19 protein-coding genes, 8 tRNA genes and 1 pseudogene are annotated in these 24,356 nt (G+C 54.8%); 11 read left to right on the top strand and 17 right to left on the bottom strand.

The window, feature by feature from the left end; translation table 11 throughout:
• Positions 1-10: 10 nt before the first annotated feature.
• The 8 genes from AACX78_RS17475 to pnuC form a co-directional block, all read right to left on the bottom strand.
• Positions 11-1,570 (bottom strand): ABC-F family ATP-binding cassette domain-containing protein, encoded by a 1,560-nt coding sequence (locus tag AACX78_RS17475; RefSeq protein WP_159166955.1) that lies wholly within the window; start codon positions 1,568-1,570, stop codon positions 11-13.
• A 380-nt stretch (positions 1,571-1,950) separates the two neighbouring features.
• The gene (locus tag AACX78_RS17470) at positions 1,951-3,741 is read right to left on the bottom strand and encodes a hypothetical protein (RefSeq protein WP_159166954.1); all 1,791 of its coding nucleotides are present in this window, start codon (positions 3,739-3,741) and stop codon (positions 1,951-1,953) included.
• A gap of 483 nt (positions 3,742-4,224) precedes the next feature.
• Positions 4,225-5,832: an alpha-glucosidase gene (locus AACX78_RS17465; RefSeq protein WP_159166953.1), complete on the bottom strand. Its 1,608-nt coding sequence runs from the start codon at positions 5,830-5,832 to the stop codon at positions 4,225-4,227.
• A gap of 193 nt (positions 5,833-6,025) precedes the next feature.
• Entirely contained in the window at positions 6,026-6,397 is a 372-nt protein-coding gene (locus AACX78_RS17460; RefSeq protein WP_201302889.1) for a DUF1622 domain-containing protein, read from the bottom strand.
• A gap of 78 nt (positions 6,398-6,475) precedes the next feature.
• A complete protein-coding gene (yqfB, locus tag AACX78_RS17455; protein ID WP_059168406.1) occupies positions 6,476-6,799 on the bottom strand; it encodes a N(4)-acetylcytidine aminohydrolase in 324 nt (107 codons plus the stop codon).
• 21 nt (positions 6,800-6,820) lie between these two features.
• A complete protein-coding gene (locus AACX78_RS17450) occupies positions 6,821-7,492 on the bottom strand; it encodes a Crp/Fnr family transcriptional regulator (protein WP_159166952.1) in 672 nt (223 codons plus the stop codon).
• A 147-nt stretch (positions 7,493-7,639) separates the two neighbouring features.
• Positions 7,640-8,365 (bottom strand): nucleoside phosphorylase, encoded by a 726-nt coding sequence (locus tag AACX78_RS17445; protein ID WP_159166951.1) that lies wholly within the window; start codon positions 8,363-8,365, stop codon positions 7,640-7,642.
• Positions 8,362-9,084: a nicotinamide riboside transporter PnuC gene (pnuC, locus tag AACX78_RS17440; protein WP_159166950.1), complete on the bottom strand. Its 723-nt coding sequence runs from the start codon at positions 9,082-9,084 to the stop codon at positions 8,362-8,364. The genes AACX78_RS17445 and pnuC overlap by 4 nt, the downstream gene beginning before the upstream one ends.
• Before the next feature lie 295 nt (positions 9,085-9,379).
• Between pnuC and AACX78_RS17435 the strand changes: the two genes are divergently transcribed.
• Positions 9,380-11,212: an SLC13 family permease gene (locus AACX78_RS17435; RefSeq protein ID WP_159166949.1), complete on the top strand. Its 1,833-nt coding sequence runs from the start codon at positions 9,380-9,382 to the stop codon at positions 11,210-11,212.
• Positions 11,213-11,405: 193 nt separating this feature from the next.
• On the opposite strand, the gene AACX78_RS17430 is transcribed toward AACX78_RS17435, so the two are convergent.
• From AACX78_RS17430 to AACX78_RS17395, 8 genes are all read right to left on the bottom strand, one after another.
• Positions 11,406-11,490, bottom strand: a tRNA-Leu gene (locus AACX78_RS17430).
• A gap of 8 nt (positions 11,491-11,498) precedes the next feature.
• Positions 11,499-11,575, bottom strand: a tRNA-Met gene (locus AACX78_RS17425).
• A gap of 134 nt (positions 11,576-11,709) precedes the next feature.
• Positions 11,710-11,784: transfer RNA gene (locus AACX78_RS17420), tRNA-Gln, on the bottom strand.
• 13 nt (positions 11,785-11,797) lie between these two features.
• Positions 11,798-11,874, bottom strand: a tRNA-Met gene (locus AACX78_RS17415).
• A 134-nt stretch (positions 11,875-12,008) separates the two neighbouring features.
• A tRNA-Gln gene (locus AACX78_RS17410) sits at positions 12,009-12,083 on the bottom strand.
• A 40-nt stretch (positions 12,084-12,123) separates the two neighbouring features.
• A tRNA-Gln gene (locus AACX78_RS17405) sits at positions 12,124-12,198 on the bottom strand.
• A 40-nt stretch (positions 12,199-12,238) separates the two neighbouring features.
• Positions 12,239-12,313 (bottom strand) — tRNA-Gln (locus AACX78_RS17400).
• A gap of 13 nt (positions 12,314-12,326) precedes the next feature.
• Positions 12,327-12,403, bottom strand: a tRNA-Met gene (locus AACX78_RS17395).
• A 445-nt stretch (positions 12,404-12,848) separates the two neighbouring features.
• Between AACX78_RS17395 and AACX78_RS17390 the strand changes: the two genes are divergently transcribed.
• Positions 12,849-14,123, top strand: a complete 1,275-nt coding sequence (locus AACX78_RS17390; RefSeq protein ID WP_159166948.1) for a tyrosine-type recombinase/integrase — start codon at positions 12,849-12,851, stop codon at positions 14,121-14,123.
• A gap of 352 nt (positions 14,124-14,475) precedes the next feature.
• On the opposite strand, the gene AACX78_RS17385 is transcribed toward AACX78_RS17390, so the two are convergent.
• Positions 14,476-15,450, bottom strand: a complete 975-nt coding sequence (locus AACX78_RS17385; protein WP_159166947.1) for a hypothetical protein — start codon at positions 15,448-15,450, stop codon at positions 14,476-14,478.
• Positions 15,451-15,857: 407 nt separating this feature from the next.
• Between AACX78_RS17385 and AACX78_RS17380 the strand changes: the two are divergent.
• From AACX78_RS17380 to AACX78_RS17340, 9 genes and pseudogenes are all read left to right on the top strand, one after another.
• Positions 15,858-16,044 (top strand): annotated as a pseudogene (locus tag AACX78_RS17380) (IS630 family transposase); the annotation flags it as partial.
• Between the two features lie 104 nt (positions 16,045-16,148).
• Positions 16,149-16,325 carry a helix-turn-helix transcriptional regulator gene (locus AACX78_RS17375; RefSeq protein ID WP_068982116.1) on the top strand — a complete coding sequence of 59 codons (177 nt, stop codon included), beginning with the start codon at positions 16,149-16,151 and terminating at the stop codon, positions 16,323-16,325.
• Between the two features lie 375 nt (positions 16,326-16,700).
• Positions 16,701-17,369, top strand: a complete 669-nt coding sequence (locus tag AACX78_RS17370) for a YagK/YfjJ domain-containing protein (protein ID WP_159166946.1) — start codon at positions 16,701-16,703, stop codon at positions 17,367-17,369.
• 371 nt (positions 17,370-17,740) lie between these two features.
• Positions 17,741-18,259, top strand: a complete 519-nt coding sequence (hcp1, locus tag AACX78_RS17365; protein ID WP_021140316.1) for a type VI secretion system effector Hcp1 — start codon at positions 17,741-17,743, stop codon at positions 18,257-18,259.
• Positions 18,260-18,456: 197 nt separating this feature from the next.
• A complete protein-coding gene (locus tag AACX78_RS17360; RefSeq protein WP_159166945.1) occupies positions 18,457-18,744 on the top strand; it encodes a type VI secretion system PAAR protein in 288 nt (95 codons plus the stop codon).
• Between the two features lie 11 nt (positions 18,745-18,755).
• Positions 18,756-20,783, top strand: a complete 2,028-nt coding sequence (locus AACX78_RS17355) for a type VI secretion system Vgr family protein (RefSeq protein ID WP_159166944.1) — start codon at positions 18,756-18,758, stop codon at positions 20,781-20,783.
• Complete coding sequence (locus AACX78_RS17350; protein WP_159166943.1) at positions 20,780-21,574, top strand: DUF4123 domain-containing protein; 795 nt, start codon at positions 20,780-20,782, stop codon at positions 21,572-21,574. Before AACX78_RS17355 ends, AACX78_RS17350 begins: the two co-directional genes overlap by 4 nt.
• Positions 21,574-23,526: a T6SS phospholipase effector Tle1-like catalytic domain-containing protein gene (locus AACX78_RS17345; protein ID WP_159166942.1), complete on the top strand. Its 1,953-nt coding sequence runs from the start codon at positions 21,574-21,576 to the stop codon at positions 23,524-23,526. The genes AACX78_RS17350 and AACX78_RS17345 overlap by 1 nt, the downstream gene beginning before the upstream one ends.
• Entirely contained in the window at positions 23,526-24,224 is a 699-nt protein-coding gene (locus AACX78_RS17340; protein ID WP_159166941.1) for a DUF2931 family protein, read from the top strand. Before AACX78_RS17345 ends, AACX78_RS17340 begins: the two co-directional genes overlap by 1 nt.
• Positions 24,225-24,356 lie beyond the last annotated feature (132 nt).

Raw genomic sequence — 24,356 nt, 5'->3', positions numbered from 1 at the left:
ATCTTTGACCTCAAACGCAATACGTATGTTCAGCGGCAGTGAAGGCGTGAATATCCACCACCCGATCCGGCCAGTGGGCGACGAACTCCCGTTCGTGGGAGACCGCAACCACTGTGCCCGGGTAGTCATGCAAGGCTCGCTGCAAGGCGGCTTTGACAGTGGCATCCAGGTGTGTGGTCGGTTCGTCCAGTACCAGCAGATTGGTGGGTTGCAGGGTCAGCCTGCACAGTTTCACCCTGGTCTGCTCACCACCACTGAGGGAGGCAATCGGCCGCAATGCCAGTTTTCCCGTTATGCCGAAGCGTGCCAGATGTTGCCGGGCCACCTTGTCATCCACGCCCGGGCACACAGCTTTGACCAGATCCACCGGTGTTGCATACGGGTCGGCCCAGCGCAGCGCCTGCTCGAAATAACCCAGTTTGAGGGCAGGTGACAGGGCGAGCTGGCCAGATACCGGGGGCTGCTCGCCCACCAGGGTTTTCAGCAGGGTCGATTTGCCGATGCCGTTGAACCCGGCGATCACCACTTTTTCGCCCCGAGCAAGGGTCAGCGAGATGGGCGCCAACAGGGGGCGTCGATAGCCAATGATCAGCTCAGTGGCGGCAAGCAACTGCTGCCCATTGTGCGGGGCGGTACGAAACGAGAAGGCGACGGCCTTTTCCTGCTCCGGTGTTGCCAGCCTGTCTATACGGGCCAGCTGTTTCTTGCGGCCATTGGCGATGCTGGCATTGACCCCGGCTCCGTTTTTGGCAATGAAGTGCTCAAGCTTGTCGATATGTCGCTGCTGCGCCAGATAGTGTTTCCCATGGGCGGCATCTTCAGTGGCTTTCTGAGCCATGGCTTTGTCGACGTTACCCTTGAATTTGCGGATTTGTTGCCGGTCTATGTCGCAAATGGCCGTGGCAATCCGGTTTAGAAACGCCTTGTCGTGAGAGACCACCATAAAAGCTCCCTTGAAGCCGCTCAGGTAGTTCGCCAGCCAGTCAAGGTGAAGGGTATCCAGATAATTGGTCGGCTCGTCCAGCAGCAGGACATCCGGCGCGAGCAACAGCAGGCGGGCCAGCATGACCTTGTGCCTTTGTCCGCCGCTCAATTCCCCCAACCGGGTATGCATACCCAACTGAGTGATCCCCAGGCCATCCGCCACCGCATCTATCCGGCTGTCGATCTGATAAAACGACCGGCTCTCCAGGCTGGCCTGAAGGGTGGCGGCACGTGCCAGATGGCGGGCTTGGACACTTTTCACCGGGCAGGCGTAGATGGCCATCATCTCGGCCTCCTGCCGGTAGAGATCCGCAAAAGCGGTTTGCAGGTATTCGCGCACCCTTGTTTGCGCGTCCATCTCGGCATGCTGATCCAGATAACCGAGGCTCACAGCGGGCTGCCAGAGGATGTCGCCCCCGTCGGGCAACAGCTCCGCTTGCAGCAGTTTCAGCAAGGTGCTTTTCCCCGCGCCGTTTTTGCCCGTGACGCCGATATGCTCGCCAGCGAAGAGGGTGAAGTGGGCCTGCTGGTAGAGGGTCTTGTCACCCAGGTGACAAGTCAGATTTTGAATGGTGAGTAAACTCATGATGCTACATCCATAAAAAACGGGGGGCGGTACTTGGCGTACCGGCCCCCCGTTTCAAGCAATATTGAAACTTTGTCCTGAATATCAGAAACAAAAAGGCCGGCGATGAAGCATCTCGCCGGCCTGAGTCCCCTGTTTTCATCAGATGCGGGGCAGCCTCCCTGTGAGAGGGCATGCACGCAGCTGATGAAGATTCAGAAGAGGAATGGCTCCGGGCAACACTTCATCGTGTTAGTGCACGGAGCACAGCCTCCTGACAGAGCATTTGAACAGGATGTACAACATGGAAAAGCGGTCCAACAAAAATTCTGGTCGCAAAGTACACAGAACCCGCTTGCGAGTCAAATAACCATCGGTTGAACGCCTGGAGCAAGCACTCGCTACTCGTGGTGCAAGGTGATGCAATCCAGGCCGCCGTTGCCCTTGAGCAGAGCCTCCGCCTGGTTAAATCCCGCCCGCCTGCTGCTTGCTGTCTGACCCACGAAATAGGTGGTCAGCTCGGGCACCTCGCGTTTCAACCAGGCGCTGAAGGCCTGATTCAGGGGGGCTATGCTGGCGGCGTTGGTGATGTAGAAGGGTTGCTGCGCCGTGCCCATGATGCCGTTCATCCAGTTCACCGCCCGCTTGTTCACGCTGAAGGCGCCCGGGGTGGCGATGGGGGTCAGACCGGCGTCGGTCAGCTGCTGCCGGATGAGGGCATGGATCTTGTGCCAGCGTTCGGCCTGTTGTTTCAGGCTGGTGAGGGTCTCGGTGAGGCCCTGGCGCTCGCTGTCGTTCAGGCTGCCGTCGCTGGCCAGCACCTGCTGGATCAGCGCCTCGCTGGCCGCAGGGTCGTTGAACAGGATGCGGCCATCGGCCAGGGGGCGCATGGCCATGTCGAGGTGAAAACCGGGTTGGGCCAGGATCACCAGATCGCGCTCGGCCACCTTGAGCTCCTGTGCCATCAGGCGCTGGCTGATGACCATCATGGCGAGGAAACGGCGGGTCTGCTCATCCAGCTCGGCGCCGGCCAGCCCCTGGCGCTGGTAGCCGCCGGCCTGCAGCATGGGTCCTAGCCGGGTCAGGGTGGCGGCATCGGCCTGCAGCGTTTGCAGCTCCTTCTCTATCTGATCATCAGCAAAGTCGGAGTGGAGATCGGCGGTGACCACCAGGCTGGCGTAGTCCTGTTTCAGCCGGGCGAGCAGATCGAAGGAAGCAGGCAGCGTCTGGCCATGGAGCGCCCGATAGCGCTCGGCTATGAGGGCGCCCTGCTGCTGGCTCAGAAACATCCGCTGCTCCGCAGCCTGTCGGGTCTCCCAGTTCACCTCGTACTGCGCCAGCTCGGCCTTGGCGCGCGCTGTCCTGGCAAAGGCGTGGCGCTGCTCGGCGTTCAGATCCCGAGGCAGCAGGTTGGCGGCCTCCAGCAGTATGAGGTCCACCTCGGTGTCATGGCCCTTCTGGAAGGTATAGGGGCTGCCCAGCCACTCCTCTTCGTTCAGTTTCAGCCGAAAGTCACCGTCACGCTCCATGGCTTCCTGACGGGTGGCGATGCGCTCCCTATCCAGCCGGCTGTGGTGCAGAGTGGTCTGAAGCAGGGCATCGCGACCGATCAGGGCATAGGGGGTGCCGTCGGCCCGCTGGCCGGTCAGCATGTTGCCGCCATCTATGATGGAGAAGGTCGGGATCAGCTCCCGTCCCTGTTCGTTGGCAAAGGTGTCGGCCTGGGCCAGCATGCCATCCTCCAACCCCTGAGACTCCTGGTTGCCCAGGCTGTGGTGGCCCTCCTGCTCGGCCTGTGGGCTCAGTGCTGTCAGGGCTGTGATGAAGGCGTGGTAGTGACCCTTGTCGGCCAGTGGCGCCCTGGGGCGGAAGACGAGGGCGCCATCCCGTGACAGCCACATGTTGTCTTCGGTCCATTTGTACATGTCGCCATGGGTGTTGACCGAGAATCCCTGCTGCCTGCCGATCTGCTCCAGCTCAGCCACCAGCTCGGGTTCGGTCTGAATTGGCAGATGGAGCTGGTGGATCCGGTTGCCCAGATCGTCCTGCGCCAGCTGAAAGGTGCGAGCGAGGGCGGGCGTCTCTGGTCCATGGCTGGCCAGCGGGTCGTCCGGGAATATGATGGGGGTTGCCGTGGCCGAATTGAACCAGAAGAGAGTCGAGATGGCGAGTGCCACACCGGTTTTACGCATGATGATTACCTTTTTGTTATGGCGGGATAACTATCCCGCGAGCCTGAACTGCATGTTGGCGCAGAGCGAGGATCTCCTCGCGCCGGATGGAAACCATAAGGTTCAGGCTTGGAATAACAAGGCCGCAGATTTGAATTGACTTTTAACCCTGGCTAAACAGCACAAAATATATCCTGTAAATATCCATTCAATAGACTTTCATTCATTATTACTTCATTGGAAACAATGCATTGTGGTGTCTCTATTATCTATAAAGAGATCGGTTTATATATTTCCGGCTGGTCGCCACACGCCTGAAAATACGAAGTTTTTAAGTGATTAAAGATAAATGGTGCAGGCCAGTATGGAGGAGAACCATACAGGGAAATAACGGGACCAGGATCTGGTCATGTATTGGCGGCGATAAACGAGACGGATATTGGGAGCCAGCACAAGCGGGGAGGCCATGTGCCGGCCCCGAAGCGCCGCCTGTTACTCACCCACTTATGCCTGCATCAGCCAGACGGTAGCCTGATAGGGAGCAAAGTGAGTCGTGGGCGCGTCCGGGTAGTTGCCCATCAGTAGGGTGGCCCCCCTTTCCACCATGTCAAGATAGGGCATGGGCAAGGTGCCCGCGGTGAGATTGGCGAGCAGCAACAGGGTGTGGGTCTCTCCGGTGGCAGGATCCCGCCACCGGCGGCGGTAGCTGATGCGCTGTGGATCGTCACAATCGAGCAGCTCGAAGTCGCCATGACGAATGACGGGGTGGGCCTTGCGCAATGCAATCAGCTGGCGATAGTGGTGAAACAGGGAGTCGGGGCGGGCCAGCTGCCCGGCGGCATTGATGTCCATGTGGTTCTCGTTGACCGCGATCCAGGGGGCGGCCGTGCTGAAGCCCGCATGTCGGCTCGCATCCCACTGCATCGGGGTGCGGGCGTTGTCGCGGCCAATCGCATCGATACGGCGGCTCAGCTCGGCGGGATCCAGCTCCGCCTGGCTGGCACAGTAGTGGATGGCCTCCACGTCGCGCAGCTCATCGGTTTGCCAGTGGCGGTTGGTCATGCCGAGCTCCTCCCCCTGATAGATGAAGGGAGTGCCCTGCATCATGTGCAGCACCATGGCCCACAGCTTGCCACTCAGCTCGCGCCACTCGGGCCTGTCGTTGCCAAAGCGGGAGACGGCGCGGGGCAGGTCGTGATTGCCGAGAAACAAGCTGTTCCAGCCCCGGCCGTGCAGCCCCTGCTGGTGGCGGGCCATGGCCCGCTTGAAGGTGAGGGGGTCAAAATGCGACGACCACTTGTCCTGCCCCAGCCCCAGGTGTTCGAAGTTGAACACCATGCTGAATTCGCTGCCATTCGGGTTCGAATAGTGCTGCATATGAGCGAGATCCGCCCCCCAGGTTTCCCCGACCGTGATGATCCCCTTGTTGCCGAAGCTAGCGCCGTTGAGCTCGCGGATATGGTCGTGCAGGCGGGGGCCGTTGCTCATGGCAAGGGGCGACCACTCCTTGCTCACCATGTCGATCACATCGAAGCGGAACCCCTTTATGCCCTTGGCCAGCCAGAAGTTGATCACTTCAGCCATCTCGGCGCGCACCGCCGGGTTGTCCCAGTCGAGGTCGGCCTGGCTCACATCGAAGTTGTGTAGATAGTAGCTGTCGAGCGCTGGCACGTATTGCCAGCCGCTGCCGCCGAAGATGGACTCCACCGGATGGGCATCGACGAAGGCTTTATCCCGAAAAACGTAATAGGCCTGATAGCGGGCGTCCCCGGCCAGTGCCCGTACAAACCACTCATGTTCGGTGGAAGTATGGTTGGCGACTATGTCCATCATGATGCCCATGCCGCGTTCGGCAGCCTTCGCAATCAGCTGCTCCATGTCGGCCAGGGTGCCGAACGCCGGGTCTATGTGGCGATAATCAGCCACGTCATAGCCGTTGTCCCGTTTGGGGGAGCAATAGACAGGGGTAAGCCAGAGTATGTCGACCCCAAGCTCGGCCAGATAGTCGAGGCGCTGGCAAATGCCATTGATATCCCCCATGCCATCGCCGTTACTGTCCTGAAAGCTCATGGGGTAGATCTGGTAAATCACACAGTTATCGAGAGGGGTCATGGGTCAGGCCGGGCACAGAGAGATGACCCCATTCTAGGTGTTTGCAGATGCGTGGGGCAGGGCGTGGGAACGTCTGAAAAGGGTTCCATAGTTGACTGATTGTCAAAAATGAGGGGAGGGTCACAGCGCCGCCCTCCCTTGCCACATGCGTGGCAGGAATGGCGGCGCCTTCAATACCGATGATGAGAAAGGATTATCGGTTGGCCGTGACCTGTTCAGTCTGCTGGCGCTCAGCCTGTGCCTCCAGCTCCTTGCCGAGGAAGTAGTTGAGGAAGGTGCGGATCACCGCAATGATGGCGAGACGGATCAGCTCCTCCTTGCTCGGCGCGACAGTGGTGGCCAGGATGTCGGCGGCGAGCTGGAACTCCAGCGCCAGAATAAGCCAGCTGCCAAAACAGAGCCGGATCCGCGGAAAGCCGGGCTGGTGATCCCGTACCCGCGCCGCCAGCCAGAGGGTCTTGCCAAGGCCAATGACTACGCAGGCGATGGAGATGATCTCCAGCAGCAGCTGGAACAGCTCGACCCCGTGCATCATCGCCTCTTTCAGGCTCGCTATCTCAAACACGTTTGGCTCCTCCAGGATGCAAAGTGGACACTATTAGCATATTGCTCGGCCAAGGCCAAATCGGACTCGGGTCATCAATCAGGCAAGCAGTTTGAATTCAATTACATAGAGTGGCGGCAGGTCAGGGTAGATATCCCGGATCACCTGTTTTAGCTCCGCCAGGGTCATGTTCTCCTGGCGGGCGTGTTCGTCGTTGAGGGCATCGAAGGCGACCGACGTGACCGACAGTACCTCAATGGTGCCGAACGGCTGGTGCTCGGGGTTGGTAAAGAGTGCCAGTCGCTGGCCCGGTTGCCACCTGGCTTCGCTCTCGTCGCGAATGGTGATGGTCTTGCGGCCCGCCTGAATATCAGTCACGAAGCGGCTGAAGAAGGTGAACTCTGGGTAGGATTGGGAATGCATGGGATGTCTCTTTTATAGCAGTTAAAGGTTGAGGTAGGCGCGCAGTTTGGCGAGATCGGCGATGGCGAGGCCGTCAGCGCCTTCGCACACGATTCCCTGCTCGACCAGTTCCTTGAGGGCGCGGCGATAGACCCGCTCCGTGGTGCCAAAGCGCGCCGCTTCATGAGCCCGCTTGCGCGAACCCAGCATGGGAGTGCGCTGGCGCTCGCGCCATAGCTCATAAGCAATGTTGTAGGCGATGGGATGCAGCAAGCGGCTGGTGGTGATGTCCAGGGTATCGAGATAATCACTGGCCAGGGCCGCGGCGAAGAAGAGTACCAGGCCGGGTTCTGCCAGCAGCCGCCGGGCCAGCTTGTGCGCACAGATGACGCTGGCATCCAGCTCGGTCTCGGCCACCACGCTCCACTGCACCGGGGTGGCGCTAAAGAACTCCATCTCGCCGAAGATCTGGTTGTGGCAGGCTATTTCGCCGAGCTGAAAGATGCGCCCCGAGTGCACAGTGCTGTTGAGGGAGACCCGGCCCGTCTCCACCAGATAGAGGCACTCGCTCTGCTCCCCCTGCCGCATGATGGGTTCGCCCGGCAGGTAGCGGCGCAGGAACAGGCTGCACTCCTCGAGTGCCCTGGCAAATTCGGGTTCTTGCTGGCTGAGTTCGGCGTGAAAGCGGCCGAGAGGATAGGGTTGTTGCTGCATGAGAAGCCCGCGGGGGAAACGAGGGCCATGAGGCTAGCAAGAGCGCGGGCCGGATACCAGCGCCCGTGCCATTGAATGTGCCGGGCTTAACGTTTTGTCAGGGGCCGCTGCGGTGCCAGCCCCTGAAGGGGTCAGGATGAGCCTTGCTTACTGCACCAGGGCATGGAGCGCGGCGGCGATGGCCAGTCGCTCGCCGGTCATCATGGCCTGCTCGGCGCAGGCGTAGTCACCCACGCCCTGCTGCACGTCCTGCTCGAATGCCACCACGTTGCAGAGCACGGCGGCGACCCGCACCTTGCGCAGGCGACCCACTGTGAGCAGGGAGGCTGTCTCCATGTCAGCCCCCAGCAGGCCGCGCTCGTGCCAGTAGCGGCACACCGCCAGCTCGTCATCCCGGTAGAAGCTGTCGTGGGATCGCACCAGACCGTGCCAATGGGGCAGGCCGCTGGCGGCGATGTGGTCGAGCAGGGCTGCCTGCAGGCGAATGTCGGCGCAGGCAGGGTACTCGGGGGGCAGATAGGCTTGTGAGGCGCCATCGTGGCGCACGGCCCCTTCCACCACGATGAGATCTCCCAGTGCTATCTCATGTTGCAAGGCACCCGCCGAGCCGACCCTGACCAGTGCTCGGGCGCCGGCTTGCACCAGCTCCTCCAGCGCTATGATGGCCGACGCGCCGCCTATGCCTGTGCTGCAGACTGTGATTGGCAATCCCTGATAACGGCCGTTGATCAGGCGAAACTCCCGGTGCTGGCCCAGTACGTCACACGACGCCAGCTGGTTTGCGATGCGATCGACCCGGGCCGGGTCGCCGCACAGCACCACCCGCTCGGCAATCTGATCCGGGCGGCATTGCAGGTGGGGCAGCAGGCTCATGCGATCACTTCCTGCCGTTGGCGTTTGGCCGCCAGCATCCAGAGGCGGGTACCGTTGGCGGCGATAAACAGCAGGATCAGGTACTCCAGCGACATGGCATAGACGCCCTGGGCGGCATAGACACCGATACTGATGATGTTGATGACCACCCAGAGGATCCAGTTCTCCACGTATTTGCGGGTCATCAGGCTCTGGGCGACCACGGAGAGCACCGTCATGCTGGCATCCCAGAACGGGAAGGCATCGGGGGAGGGCTCAGGGGTCGCGAGATTAGCGCCCAGCAGGTTGAGCAGTGAGACGGAAGTGCGCGCCAGCGCGGCGAACACAGGGTCGATATAGCGGGTCAGCAGGGCAATGGCCAGCACGCTCAGGGCGGCGGTCACCATCAGCTTGGACTTGCTCAGCCAGCGGACTTGCAGTGTGTCCCCCTGATCGTTGGCGGGGCGAGTCCAAGCGTACCAGCCGTAGAGATTGGCACAGAAGAAAAAGAGCTGCAGCATCAGCAGGCCGTAAAGCTGGATCTGGAAGAAGATGATGGCAAACAGACTGACGTTGATAAGGCCGAACAGGTAGTTGATGGTCTTCTCCTGACTGGCAAACCAGATGCAGGCCAGGCCAAACAGGGTGCCGATGGCTTCAATCCACGACATGGCGTAACCGCCGCCCAGCGGTATGGTCACCAGGGTGTGATTGATGCTGAACCACTCGAATATGCTCATTTTCGTTTCCTTTGAAAATTTGAAAAAAGGGAGGTGATCGGAACGGACCTATTCTAGGGGCTGCGCGGAGTCGGCCGCAGGACTTTTGTCCGCCCCGGCCTGAGCCACATCAAAGAATGGGTCAAAGAAGTGTGACGACGAAGTACCCTTTTACGAACCGCGTGGGGGGAGGGATATGCGATGATGCTCCTCCCCTTTATTGATATGTAACAAATCGGGGCAGAATAAGCTGTGGTCTGATGGAGTCCGTGGTTGCACCCTGGTGCAATGGCGGAGATGAACGAAAGGAGCGAGTGTGAATGCCGAACTGATCTGGGTCCTCTGCATGCTGGTGGGGGCCATCTATCTGTTTATGACCAACAAGGTACGCATGGACGTGGTTGCCCTGTTGATCATCATACTGTTTGTGCTGAGTGGCACCCTGACCCTGCCGGAGGCGCTGGCGGGGTTCAGCGATCCCAACGTCATTCTGATCGCTGCCCTGTTCGTGGTAGGGGAGGGGCTGGTCCGTACCGGCATTGCCTATCAGGTGGGGGATATGCTGGTGAAGGTGGCGGGCAGCAGCGAGATCCGCATGCTGGTACTGCTGATGGTGGCTGTCTCCCTGCTGGGGGCCGTGATGAGCAGCACAGGGGTGGTGGCCATCTTCATCCCTGTGGTGCTGAGCGTGGCGAACCGCATGGGGATACCGGCGGGCAGGCTGATGATGCCACTCGCTTTTGCCGGCCTCATCAGCGGCATGATGACGCTGGTGGCGACCCCGCCCAACATGGTGGTCAACAGTGAACTGATGCGCCACGACATGCCTGGTTTCGGCTTCTTCGACTTCTCTCCCATGGGGGTCATAGTGCTGGCGATGGGGATCCTCTACATGCTGCTGATGCGGGGCTCCCTGGTGTGTGAAGGGGAGGAGGGCAAAGGCAAGCCGGCAGGGCGCAGTACCATGCGGGAGCTCATCCGTGATTACCGCCTGACCGGGCGGGCTCGCCGCCTGGCATTGCGCCCGGACTCCCCCCTGATTGGCCACACGCTGGACGAGTTGCAACTGCGCGCCCGTTACGGTGCCAACGTCATAGGGGTGGAGCGCTGGCGCAAGTTCCGGCGGGTAATGGTCACCGTCTCCGGCGTTACCGAGTTCCAGGCCAGGGATGTGCTGCTGATCGACATGTCCGATCCCGAGGTGGATATTCGCGAGTTTTGCCGCGAGGCTCGGCTCGAGCCCATGATACTGCGTGGTGAGTATTTCTCCGATCAGGCGCGGGAGGTCGGCATGGCCGAGGTGTCGCTCATTCCCGGCTCCCGCCTGCTGGGCAAAAGCATTCGTGAGGTGGCGTTTCGCTCCCACTATGGCCTGAGCGTGGTCGGGATCCGCCGCAACGGCGAGGCGCTGACCGGCAAGCTGGTGGACGATCCCCTGCTGATGGGGGACAGTCTGCTGGTGGTGGGGAACTGGAGCCTGATCCGCTTGCTGCACACCCACAACCGTGACTTCCTGCTGCTTGGGCTGCCCGCCGAGGTGGATGAGATGGCGCCAGCCCGCAGTCAGGCCATCCCTGCACTGATCTGCCTCGGGATCATGGTGGTGTTGATGGTGACCGACCCTGTGCCCAACGTCGTAGCGGCCTTGATTGCCTGCCTGCTGATGGGACAATTTCGCTGCATCGATATGGAGAGCGCCTACAAGGCCATCCACTGGCCAACCCTGATCCTCATCGTTGGCATGCTGCCCTTTGCCCTGGCACTGCAGAAGACCGGCGGGGTGGACTTGATTGTCGGCGGACTGATAGCCGCAGTGGGGGAGATGGGCCCAAGGGTGATGCTGGCCAGCCTGTTTGCCCTGTGCGCCCTGATTGGGCTGTTTATTTCCAACACTGCCACGGCAGTACTGATGGCGCCCATAGCACTCGGCACGGCCCAGCAGATGGGCGTGTCACCCTATCCATTTGCCATGACCATTGCCATCGCGGCCTCGGCGGCCTTCATGACGCCAGTCTCGTCGCCGGTCAATACCCTGGTGCTCGGGCCTGGCAATTACAAGTTCATGGATTTCGTGCGCATTGGCGTGCCCTTCACCCTGCTGGTGATGGTGGTGAGCGTCATCGCCATCCCCTGGTTCTTCCCGTTCTGACCTGTGGTTATCAGGGCAAAGAGACAAGCGGCCTGCGAGCCGCTTTTTATTGGGCTGTCGCGAGTACAGGGAGGGGCAACCGCGGTTGAGCAGGGCTGTGGTGTGAGCTGGGCAAGGGATGACAAGAGGCTGCCTGGTGAAAAACAGGTACAAAAAAACCAGCATGAGCTGGTTTGTTTGGTACTGCTATTAATGGTGCGGAAGGAGAGACTCGAACTCTCACACCTTGCGGCGCCAGAACCTAAATCTGGTGCGTCTACCAATTTCGCCACTTCCGCAGTATTAATGGTGGCTATGACGGGATTCGAACCTGTGACCCTCGCATTATGAGTGCGATGCTCTAACCAACTGAGCTACATAGCCGTCTTGTGCTCGACGTGAGTCAAATACAAGTAATAATGGCTGGGTACTAGGGTTTGGACCTAGGCACGTTGACGAGATCAAAGTCTCTCACGCTTACCACAGCAAATCATCGACAGGTCGATGACGGGTAAAAATGGCTGGGGTACTAGGATTCGAACCTAGGAATGGCGAGATCAAAACCCGCTGCCTTACCGCTTGGCGATACCCCAACAGAAAAATTAATGGTGGCTATGACGGGATTCGAACCTGTGACCCTCGCATTATGAGTGCGATGCTCTAACCAACTGAGCTACATAGCCGTCTTGTGCTCGACGCGAGTCAAATACAAGTAAAAATTGCTGGGTACTAGGGTTTGGACCTAGGCACGTTGACGAGATCAAAATCTCTCACGTTTACCACAGCAAATCATCGACAGGTCGATGACGGGTAAAAATGGCTGGGGTACTAGGATTCGAACCTAGGAATGGCGAGATCAAAACCCGCTGCCTTACCGCTTGGCGATACCCCAACAGTGATGTCTGACAAAGACTATCAAACACCTTTAAAAATGGCTGGGGTACTAGGATTCGAACCTAGGAATGGCGAGATCAAAACCCGCTGCCTTACCGCTTGGCGATACCCCAACAGTGATGCCTGACAAAGACTATCAAACACCTTTAAAAATGGCTGGGGTACTAGGATTCGAACCTAGGAATGGCGAGATCAAAACCCGCTGCCTTACCGCTTGGCGATACCCCAACTTCAGAAATAGTGGTGGCTATGACGGGATTCGAACCTGTGACCCTCGCATTATGAGTGCGATGCTCTAACCAACTGAGCTACATAGCCAACCGTGCTTCCAGTGAGTCGTTGCCTCGTCACTGTGCGGGCCGAATTATGCGTATCTGGCTCTGGGGCGTCAACCCTTTTTTTGTCAGAAAAACCGAATTTGGGTGCGTTTGGCGAGTTATTGGTCGCTGTCGTGCAAAAGCCCAACAATCTGGTTTTTTTTACGACATTTGCCGGAAGATACCTGACAAGTACAGATAGAAAAGAGGCCAGCAAATGCTGGCCTCTCATGGGATTAGACGTTGAACAGGAAGTTGGTCTTTAGTGAGTCTCCATGGGTGTCGTGAAGTCTCATTTTTTAATTTAAGATCTTTTTTATCAATGTATTAAAGATTTTTTTGTCTCACTGCGTTTCAGGTGAAATCACTGGTAGCCAGGTATTTTGTGTACGCAGTTGTGTACTCAAAATGCTATTGTGTACACAGCTTGAACAAAGGGGGCTAGGGTGGCGCTTAAGACAGATCGGGAAATCGCCAATTTGAAGGCGGAGGATGGCCAACGGCAGGTGATTGCTGTTGCTAGTGGTGCTGGTGGTGGGTTGTGTATCGAGGTTCGCAGTGGTGGGCGCTCTAAAACATGGCTTTACCGTTATCGTATCAATAATAAGGCCCGAAAACTCACATTGGGCTCTTACCCAGCTATGAGCTTGGCGACTGCGCGGGTTGAGCACGGTAAGGCTGTAGCTTTGGTTAAGGCAGGAGAAGATCCTGCTGCTGTTGCCAAAGCATCCAAAGTGAAGCGGTCTGCTATGCCGACATTTGATGCGTTTTTTGAAGAGTGGTTGGAGTGGAAGCAAGTTGCCAAGCCTGCCCGAGCATCTACCGTTGAAGCCTACCGTCATACTCACCGACTATATATAAGCAAAGCCATTGGTAGTCTGTTACTGAAGGATGTGACGCGAGCAGTGTTGTTTGCTCACTTATCTAAGGTACGAGGGCGCAGTATACAGGCTGCACGAAAGGCACTGACTATCTGTGCTCAGATGCTAGATCATGCTGTAAACCTTGAATTGCTCGAACTAAATCCAGCTCGAACCATTAAGCCATCAACAATTGGGGCTGAGGCGCCACCTCCTCGTCAACGCTGGCTTTGTCGTGAAGAGATTGCAGCCTTTTGGCTTGGGTTAAATGAGGGAGGCTATCATCCGGCGCAGGTTAACTGCTTGTGCTTGATCTTGTTGACAGGGGCGCGACGTGGAGAGGCGACATCCATGACGTGGGATCAGATTATTGGCAATAAGTGGGTCATTCCAGCCAGTAATGCTAAGAATGGCAAAGAGCATACAATAACTCTTCATCCATTGGCTCTTGATGTGATCGCCTCTCAGAGAGCTATCAGCAGAGGTAGTTCTTGGGTCTTCGAAGCCATTCGTGAACATGATGCGGGACAGGGCCATATTGATGGAAATGCCTTACGCTGGGTGCTTAATAAAGTGAGAGCACTCACTATGCCACAAAGTGAGGTATTTACCGTTCACGATTTACGCCGTACTTTTGCCAGTTGTTGTGCTGAATATTTAGATGCAAATGAAAGTGTTATTGAACTGGCACTCAATCATAGTAAACGTGATCGTCTTGTTGCTACTTACCAGGCAGGTAAAAGGGCAGAACAGGTAACTAGATTGTTTGAGCAGTGGGGGGACTTTGTCTGCACTTTAATAAAACCAGCGCAATACAATCCAGTTAACGTTATTTCAGTTGATTTTCGAAGTCGTAATTAATAGTTGCGAGTTAAGCGTCTGCTACATGCCACATTGATATTTTTTAACCTTATCCTTAGTGATGAATTTATTAAGGTGTTTGAATTTCTATTGTTAAAGTATACAGGTGAGTTAGATGTGTTCAATCCACATGATTTTTCCCTAAGAGTAACCCTCTGATGAGACAGAGAACTAAATACACCTGAATGACAGTTATGTTGCTACTAGATCATGTTTTCAAGAACTACCTTGTTCTGAGCTATCAGGTTGGAGAGTGGAAGGTAAATTGAACTCATCATTTTATCTTAAGAGGATGCATATCAAGTTCATGGTCGCTGTAAAGTTTAGTGTCTATAGATTTGAAAAAGGCGGACTAGTGTCCGCCTTTTTTTATTTGTTCATATTCTTCTTGTATCAATCTAATTATTACTTCATTTTTTCTTCTGTCATTTTTAATGCAAATTTCATCTAGCATGCTAATTGTTTTTTCTGGCAAAACAACACTAACTGATTTTTTCCCATTGTTCTTGTCACGAAATGATTTCTGTGACCAGGCCGATTTCATTTTCCTAAGCATCAGTTCTCTGGCTGTTGGTATTTCATTTAGTAGGTCAAAGAGCGTAATAATGCAGTCTTTGATTGTCGACGAATTATCTTTGTTGATGAACCATATCGGAGGTCTATTACTTCCTGTTTTTATATTTTCAAACAAATAACTCCATGCCCATTTATCATCACATTTATCCATCCATAACTTTGCATCACCCTTTTGACTTGCAATTTGCCATTTAGTTTTTAAATAATTAACATCTTTTATTTTTTGTTCGTTAGTCGTATTGAGTATATCAAAAAACGAAATTATGCAGTTTTTTTTGCTGATGTTATTAGTTGGGCAAGAGTCAAGATTCCAGATGTTATATGGATGCATACTGACAGTCACCTCAAATGCACCATCTATTCTGACGCCTACATCCATAGTCGAAGGTGACATAAAAGAGAGTGTAGTTAAAGAGCGTATATATGACCATGCATAATTGCACAAGCGATCATTTTTTGTATCTATCCAGCTGAAATTTGTTTCGTTTATACACTCAGATTTAATGCTGCTTATTATTAATTCTCGGGGGGTAACTTTCCCCTCAAAACTTATAAGGGGAGAGCCAAGTCCACAATTAGCTCTGTTTATAAGGATGTTGCTGTTATTGGATAGGTGGCTAATTATATCCTCATCACTTACTGATAAGGATATGTCTTTATTTAATAATCTGAGGGCGAACTCCCTTTCTCTTTTTGATAAAGTGACAGTTGGTTTTATTTCTAGACCATTCTCATCCAATTCTGTTGGCATAACATTATCAGCTCCAAAAAAAGTTAATTACTAAGTAATTTTAGTATTGTTTTAAGTTGTTTTCTGGTTGTTTTTTAACTTGTTTTTGTGTGATTTGCAATGTATTTCTGTCGTTTTTTTCCATTTCTTAGCACAGGGTTACTGTGCTTCTTCTCATCGTTAGCCCACTTTATTGTGCTCCATTGAAGGTCATTAAGGCCACACTATGTGGGGGATTTGCATGCGATCTCTATCAACGGACATGTTGATCGGCGTCTTTTGGTAATTACTGTAGTTTGGTAGAGGGGATCGCCACGATTTTAATCGGACGCTAATGATAGGCGCGCTGGACTTGCCTAAATAAAGCCGCTAGGTAATCAAATGTCTATACCAATAATTGGGCCACTTGATCCTCTGCGAGGATCATAAAGAGATGCCTTCAGCTGGTGAATGATATCTGGATCGCTAACGTTGAATACATAGCACAAGTTACATGAAACCATCACATGCAATCACCAATGCAGAGGAATGGCTAGCCTGCTGGTTCGAGTGAAACTCTTCATGTATACCGTGTCATCTCTCCCTGGGAATGTCTATGAAACAGTGAAGGTGTAGCACTATTAGGATCAGTTATTTAGCTTAGCTCCCCATGTTAGTGCCTCAACTCCGCTATATTTTTACACGAGCACCACGTCCTATGGACGACAAAGGAGCTCATCATGAAACTACTTAAGTTGAAAGATGTCATCGCAATGACATCACTTTCTAAGGCATCAGTTTACCGTCAGATGAATGATGGGAAATTTCCAGCATCAGTTAAGATCGGTCCAAGATCTGTTGCTTGGGTTAGCTCTGAAATAGAGTCATGGATTGAAGAGAAAAGAAATCTTCGTTAGGGATAATTTCTGGCGAGTAATTGAAATAAATTAGCTTGTTGCTCAGGCTACAAGTCTTGTCCTATCAGGGGCTAGAGTTATTAGGTTGGTTTTACATTCAATACTTTGGTGTCGGCAATAGTAATATATAAATAAGGAGTTAAAATAAATACCGAATAAAACTGCATACACAGTATGCAGATCGACAGTACAAACATATGGATGTCATAACTATCAGCATACCGAAATCCATAATCCATCATATCGCTAAGTTGATAGCACTGTTTCAAACCTTCAATGAAAGTGTGCTAGTGCACACTTGCAAACTGCTACCTTAATTTTAATGCAGGCATACATTCGCTGCATGTGGCCATGCTTTTATTTATGGAGTTTAATATGTTTAACACTCTTAATGAATATCGAGTGGCGGTTGAACGCCACTACCAGAACAGTGGGTATACTTTCGATAAGGATAACCTCAGTAAAATTGTTACTGTAATGAATGATGCTTTTGCTCAATACTCTAGGGTCTTTGCTTTTAGAGTCGACCTGCACTTCCCTGATAATGTTTTTACCAGGATGCTATCAGAAGATAGTTCACGTTATCATGGCGCTGTGCTGAAAGCATTCTTTACGGAAATTGAAAAACTATTTGTTCTGGATCAGATACGCCAAGCTACAAATGGGAAAAGAGTTCGCAAAACAGCAATCAGATATGTTTGGGCGAGGGAGCAAACAGCAGAGACTGTCGTTCCTCACTATCACTTGATGTTTTTCTTAAATGGGGATACCTATTACTCTCTGGGGAACTTTAAGTCTGAGAATATGAATCTGGCAAACAAGCTTAGAGTAGCTTGGCATCGAGCCGTCTTTGAAGCGGATGTATCAATTGATTTTTGTAGGAGGCGAGGGTTGGTTCAACTGTCAGAGGAGGGACAGCACGAAGTTTTCTCAGATGATCCTGTGGCTATAAAAAAAGTGCTGCTCCATGCAGCATACCTTGCCAAAAAGGAATCCAAGCGCCGTGGGCAGGGATATCAGTGTTTCGGGGGGAGTAACAATTGAGTGCGCAGTTTCCTTTCACCTCAAGCGTATCCTCGAGAGGCTGGGGGTAAGGGCCAGGCGATATCCTGGGTGCTCAAGCAGGGGCTGGTGCGGCTGAATATTGATGCTGCGTTAGTGGGAGATGTTGACGAGGGTGGCCAGTAGTTCTGTATCGCGCAATACATTGCGCAATGTATGGAATTTAACGCTAACAATGCAACCATTTATGGATTGATACCCTGTCTGGCGCAACATCTTGCTGCTGATTGAGGCTGTGTTGTGGCGGGTATTTGTAAGTTGTTGATAATTAACAGCTCAATAAAGTGGCATGGTCACTGCTAAAGGTTGGTCGAGTGCTAGCTCATTTCACCCATCCATTTAGGAGCATACACATGCCAACTCCATGTTATATCAGCATCGAAGGTAAAACCCAGGGCAACATCACCGCGAGTGCCTTCACCTCCGATTCCGTCGGTAACATCTTCGTGCAGGGCCACGAAGACGAGATGCTGGTACAAGAGTTCCAACACGTTGTGACCGTGCCGACTGACCCGCAATCCGGCCAGCCTGCCGGCCAGCGCGTCCACAAGCCGTTCAAATTCACCGTTGCCCTGAACAAGGCCGTACCCCTGATGTACAACGCCCTGGCCTCCGGCGAGATGCTGCCGAAAGTGACCCTGAAGTGGTATCGCACTTCCGTGGAAGGCAAACAGGAGCACTTCTTCTCTACCGTGTTGACTGATGCCACCATCGTCGATATCGACTGCCAGATGCCGCATTGCCAAGACCCTGCCAAGTCTGACTTCACCCAGCTTATCCAGGTCTCTCTTGCGTACCGCAAGATTGATTGGGAGCACACTGTTGCCGGCACCTCCGGTTCTGACGACTGGCGTGCCCCTAGCGAGGCGTAAGCCTCACGCTCGTACTTTGGTATTCCTTGTGTCCTGTGGCCGGTGTGCACCGGCCTTTATCCCGTGTTTTCTCCGGTCGGTCTTTGGCTGCCGGAGCTTTTATGTTTTGCCATCCCCCTGTCTGGTTGCTGATGTAATGGGGATTACCGTGGTAGCGAGTGCGGGGGGATGGCAAAGCACACAAGAGGTTTTACGTTATGTGTCCCTCCATTGCATTGCTCGGTGACATTGGCACCGACCACGATGGCTTTCCGCCGACCCCGGTGATAGCCGCCAGTCCCGATGTGTTCCTGAATGGTAAGCCAGTGGCCCGGAAGTCGGACCCGCTAGCACCTCACGACAAGCCCAACAATCCACCCCATCCGCGCAGCATTGCCGGTGGTGTGGGGTCGGTATTGGTGAACGGCAAGCCCATCGCCGTCACAGGCACCGCAGTGGATTGCGGTGGTGTGGTGATTGGTTCGGGCAGTGGGCAGGCAGGATAAGGAACAGAGTCATGGCACAGAGCACAGGATTACAATTCACCGTCAAGGTTGGCGCACTGGCTGACAACACCTTTGCGGTCGCGAGCTTCAAACTTGATGAGGGCTTGAATAGCCCGTTTAGCCTCAAGCTGGACGTCGCCAGCCACCAACCGGACATTGACTTCGGTGCTGTGCTGGACCAGCCCTGCGAGCTGCTGGTGTGGTACAACGGCGAGTTGCAACGCCGGGTATGCGGGGTGGTGAGTGAGTTTGCGCAAGGGGACAGCGGCTTTCGTCGTACCCGTTACAGCCTGGAGGTCAAACCGGCGCTGTGGCGATTGGGATTGCGCCAAAACTCCCGCATCTTTCAGGCACAGAAACCAGACGAAATCCTCTCCATCCTGCTGCAAGAACATGGCATCACCGACTACGCCTTTGCGCTCAAAAATGAGCATGCCCAGCGGGAGTATTGTGTGCAGTACCGGGAGACCGACCTCGATTTCGTTAACCGCCTCGCTGCCGAAGAAGGGCTGTTCTACTTCCACGAATTCGAGCAAAGCAAGCATCGCATCGTCTTTGCCGACGATGCAGCGGCGCTGACCGCAGGCCCCGAGCTGTTTTTCAACCTCGGCAACCGCTCGTTGGAACAAGGCCCCTACGTGCGCAAGTTCCACTACCGCGAATCAGTGCGCCCCGCAGAGGTAGAGCTCAAGGACTACAGCTTCAAGACCCCGGCTTACAGCCTCTCCCAGAAGAAGATGGGGAGTGGACTCGAGCATCAACGGGATACTTACCAGCACTTCGATTATCCGGGTCGCTTCAAGCAAGACCCGAGCGGCAAGGCCTTCACCCAACATCGCCTAGATGCCTTGCGCAATGACGCCATGATGAGCTCGGGGCAATCCAACTGCGCTGCCCTGCTACCCGGTCAAACCTTCACGCTCTCTGAGCACCGCAATGCTGCCCTCAACATAGCTTGGCAAATCGTCAGCATCACCCACACCGGTACCCAGCCGCAGGCGTTGGAAGAGGAAGGGGGCGATGGCCCCACCACCATCACCAATGCATTCTCGGTGGTGAAGACCCAACAGACTTGGCGCCCGAGGCTCGAGCGCAAACCTATGGTGGATGGCCCGCAAATCGCCAGCGTGGTCGGCCCTGAAGGGGAAGAGATTTACTGCGACGAGCATGGCCGGGTGAAGCTGCAATTTCCGTGGGACCGTTACGGTTCAAGCAACGACCAGAGTTCCTGCTGGGTTCGGGTATCGCAAGGTTGGGCAGGCGGTCAGTATGGCATGATGGCCATCCCGCGTATCGGCCACGAGGTCATCGTGAGCTTTTTGGAAGGAGACCCTGACCAGCCCATCGTCACCGGTCGCACTTATCACGCCACCAACCGGCCGCCGTATGAGCTACCAGCCAACAAGACCCGTACCGTGCTGCGCACCGAAACCCATCAGGGTGAGGGCTTTAACGAGCTACGTTTCGAAGACCAGGCGGGGCAGGAAGAGATTTATATTCACGGTCAAAAAGACCTGAACGTGCTCATCGAAAACGATGCAGCCTGGCACATCAAGCACGACGAGCACCGTGATATCGACAACGAGCGGGTGACCCGCATCAAGGCCAACGACCATCTGACGGTCGAGGGCGAGAAGCGCGACCACATCAAGGGCGACTACTCGCTGACCGTTGATGCATCCCTTCATCAGAAGATTGCACAGGCACTATTGGTGGAAGCTGGACAAGAAGTGCATTTCAAAGCAGGCAACAAGATAGTGCTGGAAGCGGGCTCCGAGTTGACGCTTAAGGTCGGCGGCAGCTTTTTGAAAGTCGACCCCAGTGGCGTCACCTTGGTTGGCCCCACCATCAAGATGAACTCCGGTGGTAGTCCCGGCGCGGGTTCCGGGTGGGCGGGTCAGATGCCCGGCTTGCCGGGCGGTGTTGAAGTCCCCCCTGCTCCCCCGGCTACCATCCCTGCGTTCTCGATTCAAAAGAGCATGGAGTCCATGGCCCCACTGGTAAAGCCTTGTCCCTTTGCACAAGGAGGTAAGGCATGACCTTTCAAGAGTGGCGTAGCCAACACCCCGGCCAACTGTTTGCCATCGTCGATGCTGCGCTCGATACCACTGCCGTTACGAGTTTCTGCGCCATGGGGGGCGAACATGCCTCTGCGTTATTTGCCGGTACCGCATTCGCAGACCAAGCCGAACAGGGCCCTTGGCTACTCCCCGGTCCTTCTCCCGAGTTTATCGCCGCTCATCCGCAACTGGGCGGCGTATACATCGTGAGTGATGCTGCTATCGATGCTCTGCAGCAGCACTGGCAAAGCCTGATAGAGGTGGCCTTTGAAGGCGAGGTCATGTGGCTGCGCTATGCCGATAATCGGATTTTTCCCAAGATGCTGGACACCATGAGTCAGCAGGAGATCGATGATGTACTGGGTCCCTGCTTGAGCCTCTGGGCCAACGACAGCGCTTGGCAGCGCACTCCTGAGGCCGAATTTACTCCTCGCCAAGCGCCCTGGTTTCGCATTCAGCCTCACCACCTGACACCCCTGTATGACGAGGGCCGTCACGCATACATCATCTCTCGACACCTTTGGCAGCGCATGGAGGATATGATGGTGCGTCATCCCAATCCGGAGTCCGCAATTACCATAGTCCTCAAGCAGGCCAATCAAGGTGGGTTAGAAGGCGACGTCCTTGATGGCGTTGTAGCTGGCGCTCTCACGTTGCAGGCAAGCATGGCGCTTGATGCCATCAGAGCGCCGCTGATGCTAACTGACGACGAAATGGCTCAGGTGAATAACTGGCTGAACAGACACCCTGAATTGATAGGAGCCAGCTAATGGCGATTTCTCCCTACTGCATCCCTTGTGAGCAAAGTAACTGCTGGATTGAGATAGACGTTCGGGATGAACAGAACCGCTCGTTCAAAGGGCAAAAAGCCACCCTGACCGACGCTGCAGGTAAAACCCAAACCGTAACCCTGAAAGACGGTCCGACCCTGGTGCAAGGTCTTGCGGTCGGTCCGGTGACGGTCAAGCTGGAAACCCAGCCTTGGCTCAAAGCAGCTCAGTCCCGTAAAGCTCTCAAGGAGGGCGAAACCAGCCAAGTTCCAGCTTATACCGACAAGCTCTTTGGGCACTGCGATGTGAAACGCGAGCACGTCAAAGTGACCACCGGCGACCTTTGCCTCACCGACCCCGAACAGCCGCTACCGAAAGGGCACAAAGCCGGACAGGCCCAACCGCCTCGCTTTATCACCAAGCACTCCTACGTGATTGAGGTGAAGGGCTATCAGCTCACGATACTGCGTATCGGGGTGTTCTTTGACGGCACAGCCAATAACACCTTCAAGCACAAAGGGGGGAAAAGCGCGCTGGAGGAGGCCTTGGCGCAATGCAGCCCGGAAGAGCAGCAGGTATTGCTGGAGCAGTGTTTTGAAGGGGCGTTGCCTGATGGTCTGAATAACAGTGAGAAGAACGATATCACCAATATCGGCAAGGCTCATGACTTGTATCTTCCCCCAAGTAAGCGCTCTCTTATCGTGAAGGTTTATGTTGAGGGAATAGGCACAACCCAAGGTGAGGATGACACCGGTATAGGTCTGGGGGCAGATAAGGGAGAGACCTCCAGCGCCTCCCGTGTCGAACAGGCTTGTCGTACCCAGATTGTTGCAGAGATAAAAGAGCAACTCGAGAGCATACTGCCTATCATCGAGTGCATTCATAAGGTCGAGTTCGATGTCTTTGGCTTTAGTCGAGGCGCCTCTGCCGCTCGCCAGTTTGTAAACCGTATTGACAAGAAGGGCGATCACCCTCTGGTGGAGGCCATGGCCGCTGACCCCGATATTCCCTTGAAAGCGGGCTTTGACTGGGCCAGTCGTGATGATGTGCGCATCCAGTTTGTCGGGCTGTTTGATACCGTGGTCAGCTCCTATCTGTGGGGTAAACGAAATGTGACGCTGACCCCTGACTGCGCCGAGCGGGTTGTACATGTCGTGGCGGCTGACGAGTGGCGCTATCACTTTGACTTGACCCGTATTACCGACGATGCCGCAGGTACCGCGATTGCGGAGAATTTTACCGAAGTGATTATTCCCGGCGCCCACTCCGATATCGGTGGGGGTTATTACAGCCGCTGGAGTTTGCGTGACCCCAACGTAGCCTCACCGCTCATCACTGAAAACTGCGTGATCGCGACCTTCAATACCGATGCGATGCCGCACGTTCATCCCATCGATGCCCAGGCATATCGGGATGCCAGTGCCTATGCCAAAATGCGGGTGGCGCAAGGGTGGGCCAAGGGCGTGGTGTCTCTGGCTAGCCATAGTGATGCCACTCAGCTTGGCTATCTGAATGTGCGCCCCAGGCCGCTGGCACCGATCACGGGCAGTCAATCTGGTGGTCATAGAAACATACGCGTCGATGTGGTGCTGCACCGGGTGGTGGAAGGGGAATATTCACGTATTCCGCTGCACATGATGGTGGAAGCGGCACGGGATGCTGGAGTGCCTTTTAAGAAGTGGGTATCACAAGGTGACAATGCCTACCGCCTAGATAGTGCGCTCTCGTATCCCACTGTGAACTTAGCCAAACTCGATGAGCTATGGGTTGATGTGGCCCAACGGCGCGGAGAGGTGATCAACTTGGCTCGTAGCTTACCTGATGAGGTGTACCAAAAGTTGCGGCTGAGTTATTTGCACTACAGCGCAGATACCGGGCTAGTCAACAAGCCTAACAGGGTTGCTGACAAAGAGATCCGCAAGCTGACGGGTAATCAAAAGGGAGGTTATTAATGCGCTGGATACTCTTCTTGCTGCTGTTGCCATTTGTCACAGCCTGCCAAGCTGCCCCCACAGGCCCCAAACAACTGGACTGGCGCCATATGGTGGGGTCCAATGCGGATGAGATATGGGTGACGGAGGTGCTCTTTTATCGTCAGGGCAAGTTGGTGGATGCCTCAACCAACGGAGCGTCTAGCCGAGTTGATGCAGAATCGCTTCGTGAAAGAGACTATCGCTGGTTGATCACTGCCGGTCGCCGAGACATTCACCCCGCCCCCGATAAGGTGGAAGTGGAGTGGATTTCATTTCATGACAAAAAGCGCTATCGCATTAGCTTGGCGTTGCCCGCAGAGCTAGAAAGCATGATTGCGCAACCTTATCGCATCAAGGTGAGGGATGAGTGGAGTGAAGTACGCCGCGATAACATTGGCTTAGGCATGGCCACCGGCGGCTATGTGGAAGCGTTTTTAACCAATGCCAAAGTGAAGCCTGATATCCTGCTGGCCAGGGGGATTGCGAAGGAAATTCAAACCTCGCAAGACAAGGAAAATCCCGTCATCAAAGTCTACAAAGAGTGGTTTGACGATTTTGATAAAGCATACGGCGATGCCTATCAACAGTACCCCACCCCCAGCGGCATGGCCTGGGCTCCGATAATGGACGCTTACCGCGCAGCACAGCCTAAGACGGATACCAATCCAGTCAATTAATTTGGATAGCGGTTTTAAGAGGTATCAATGAAGCAGTACCAAAACTGGTTGGCCCAGTATCTAATCTGTCGTCATTGCTGGCGTGAAGGAAGTCGAGGGCCTGTTCAATACGCATAAAAAATCCGAAACCAA

The sequence above is a fragment of the Aeromonas sp. 9A genome, from assembly GCF_963900955.1.
Classification (GTDB): domain Bacteria; phylum Pseudomonadota; class Gammaproteobacteria; order Enterobacterales; family Aeromonadaceae; genus Aeromonas; species Aeromonas salmonicida.
The sequence above is the reverse complement of the archived record's forward strand: the minus strand, read 5'-3'. Positions and strand labels throughout refer to the sequence as shown.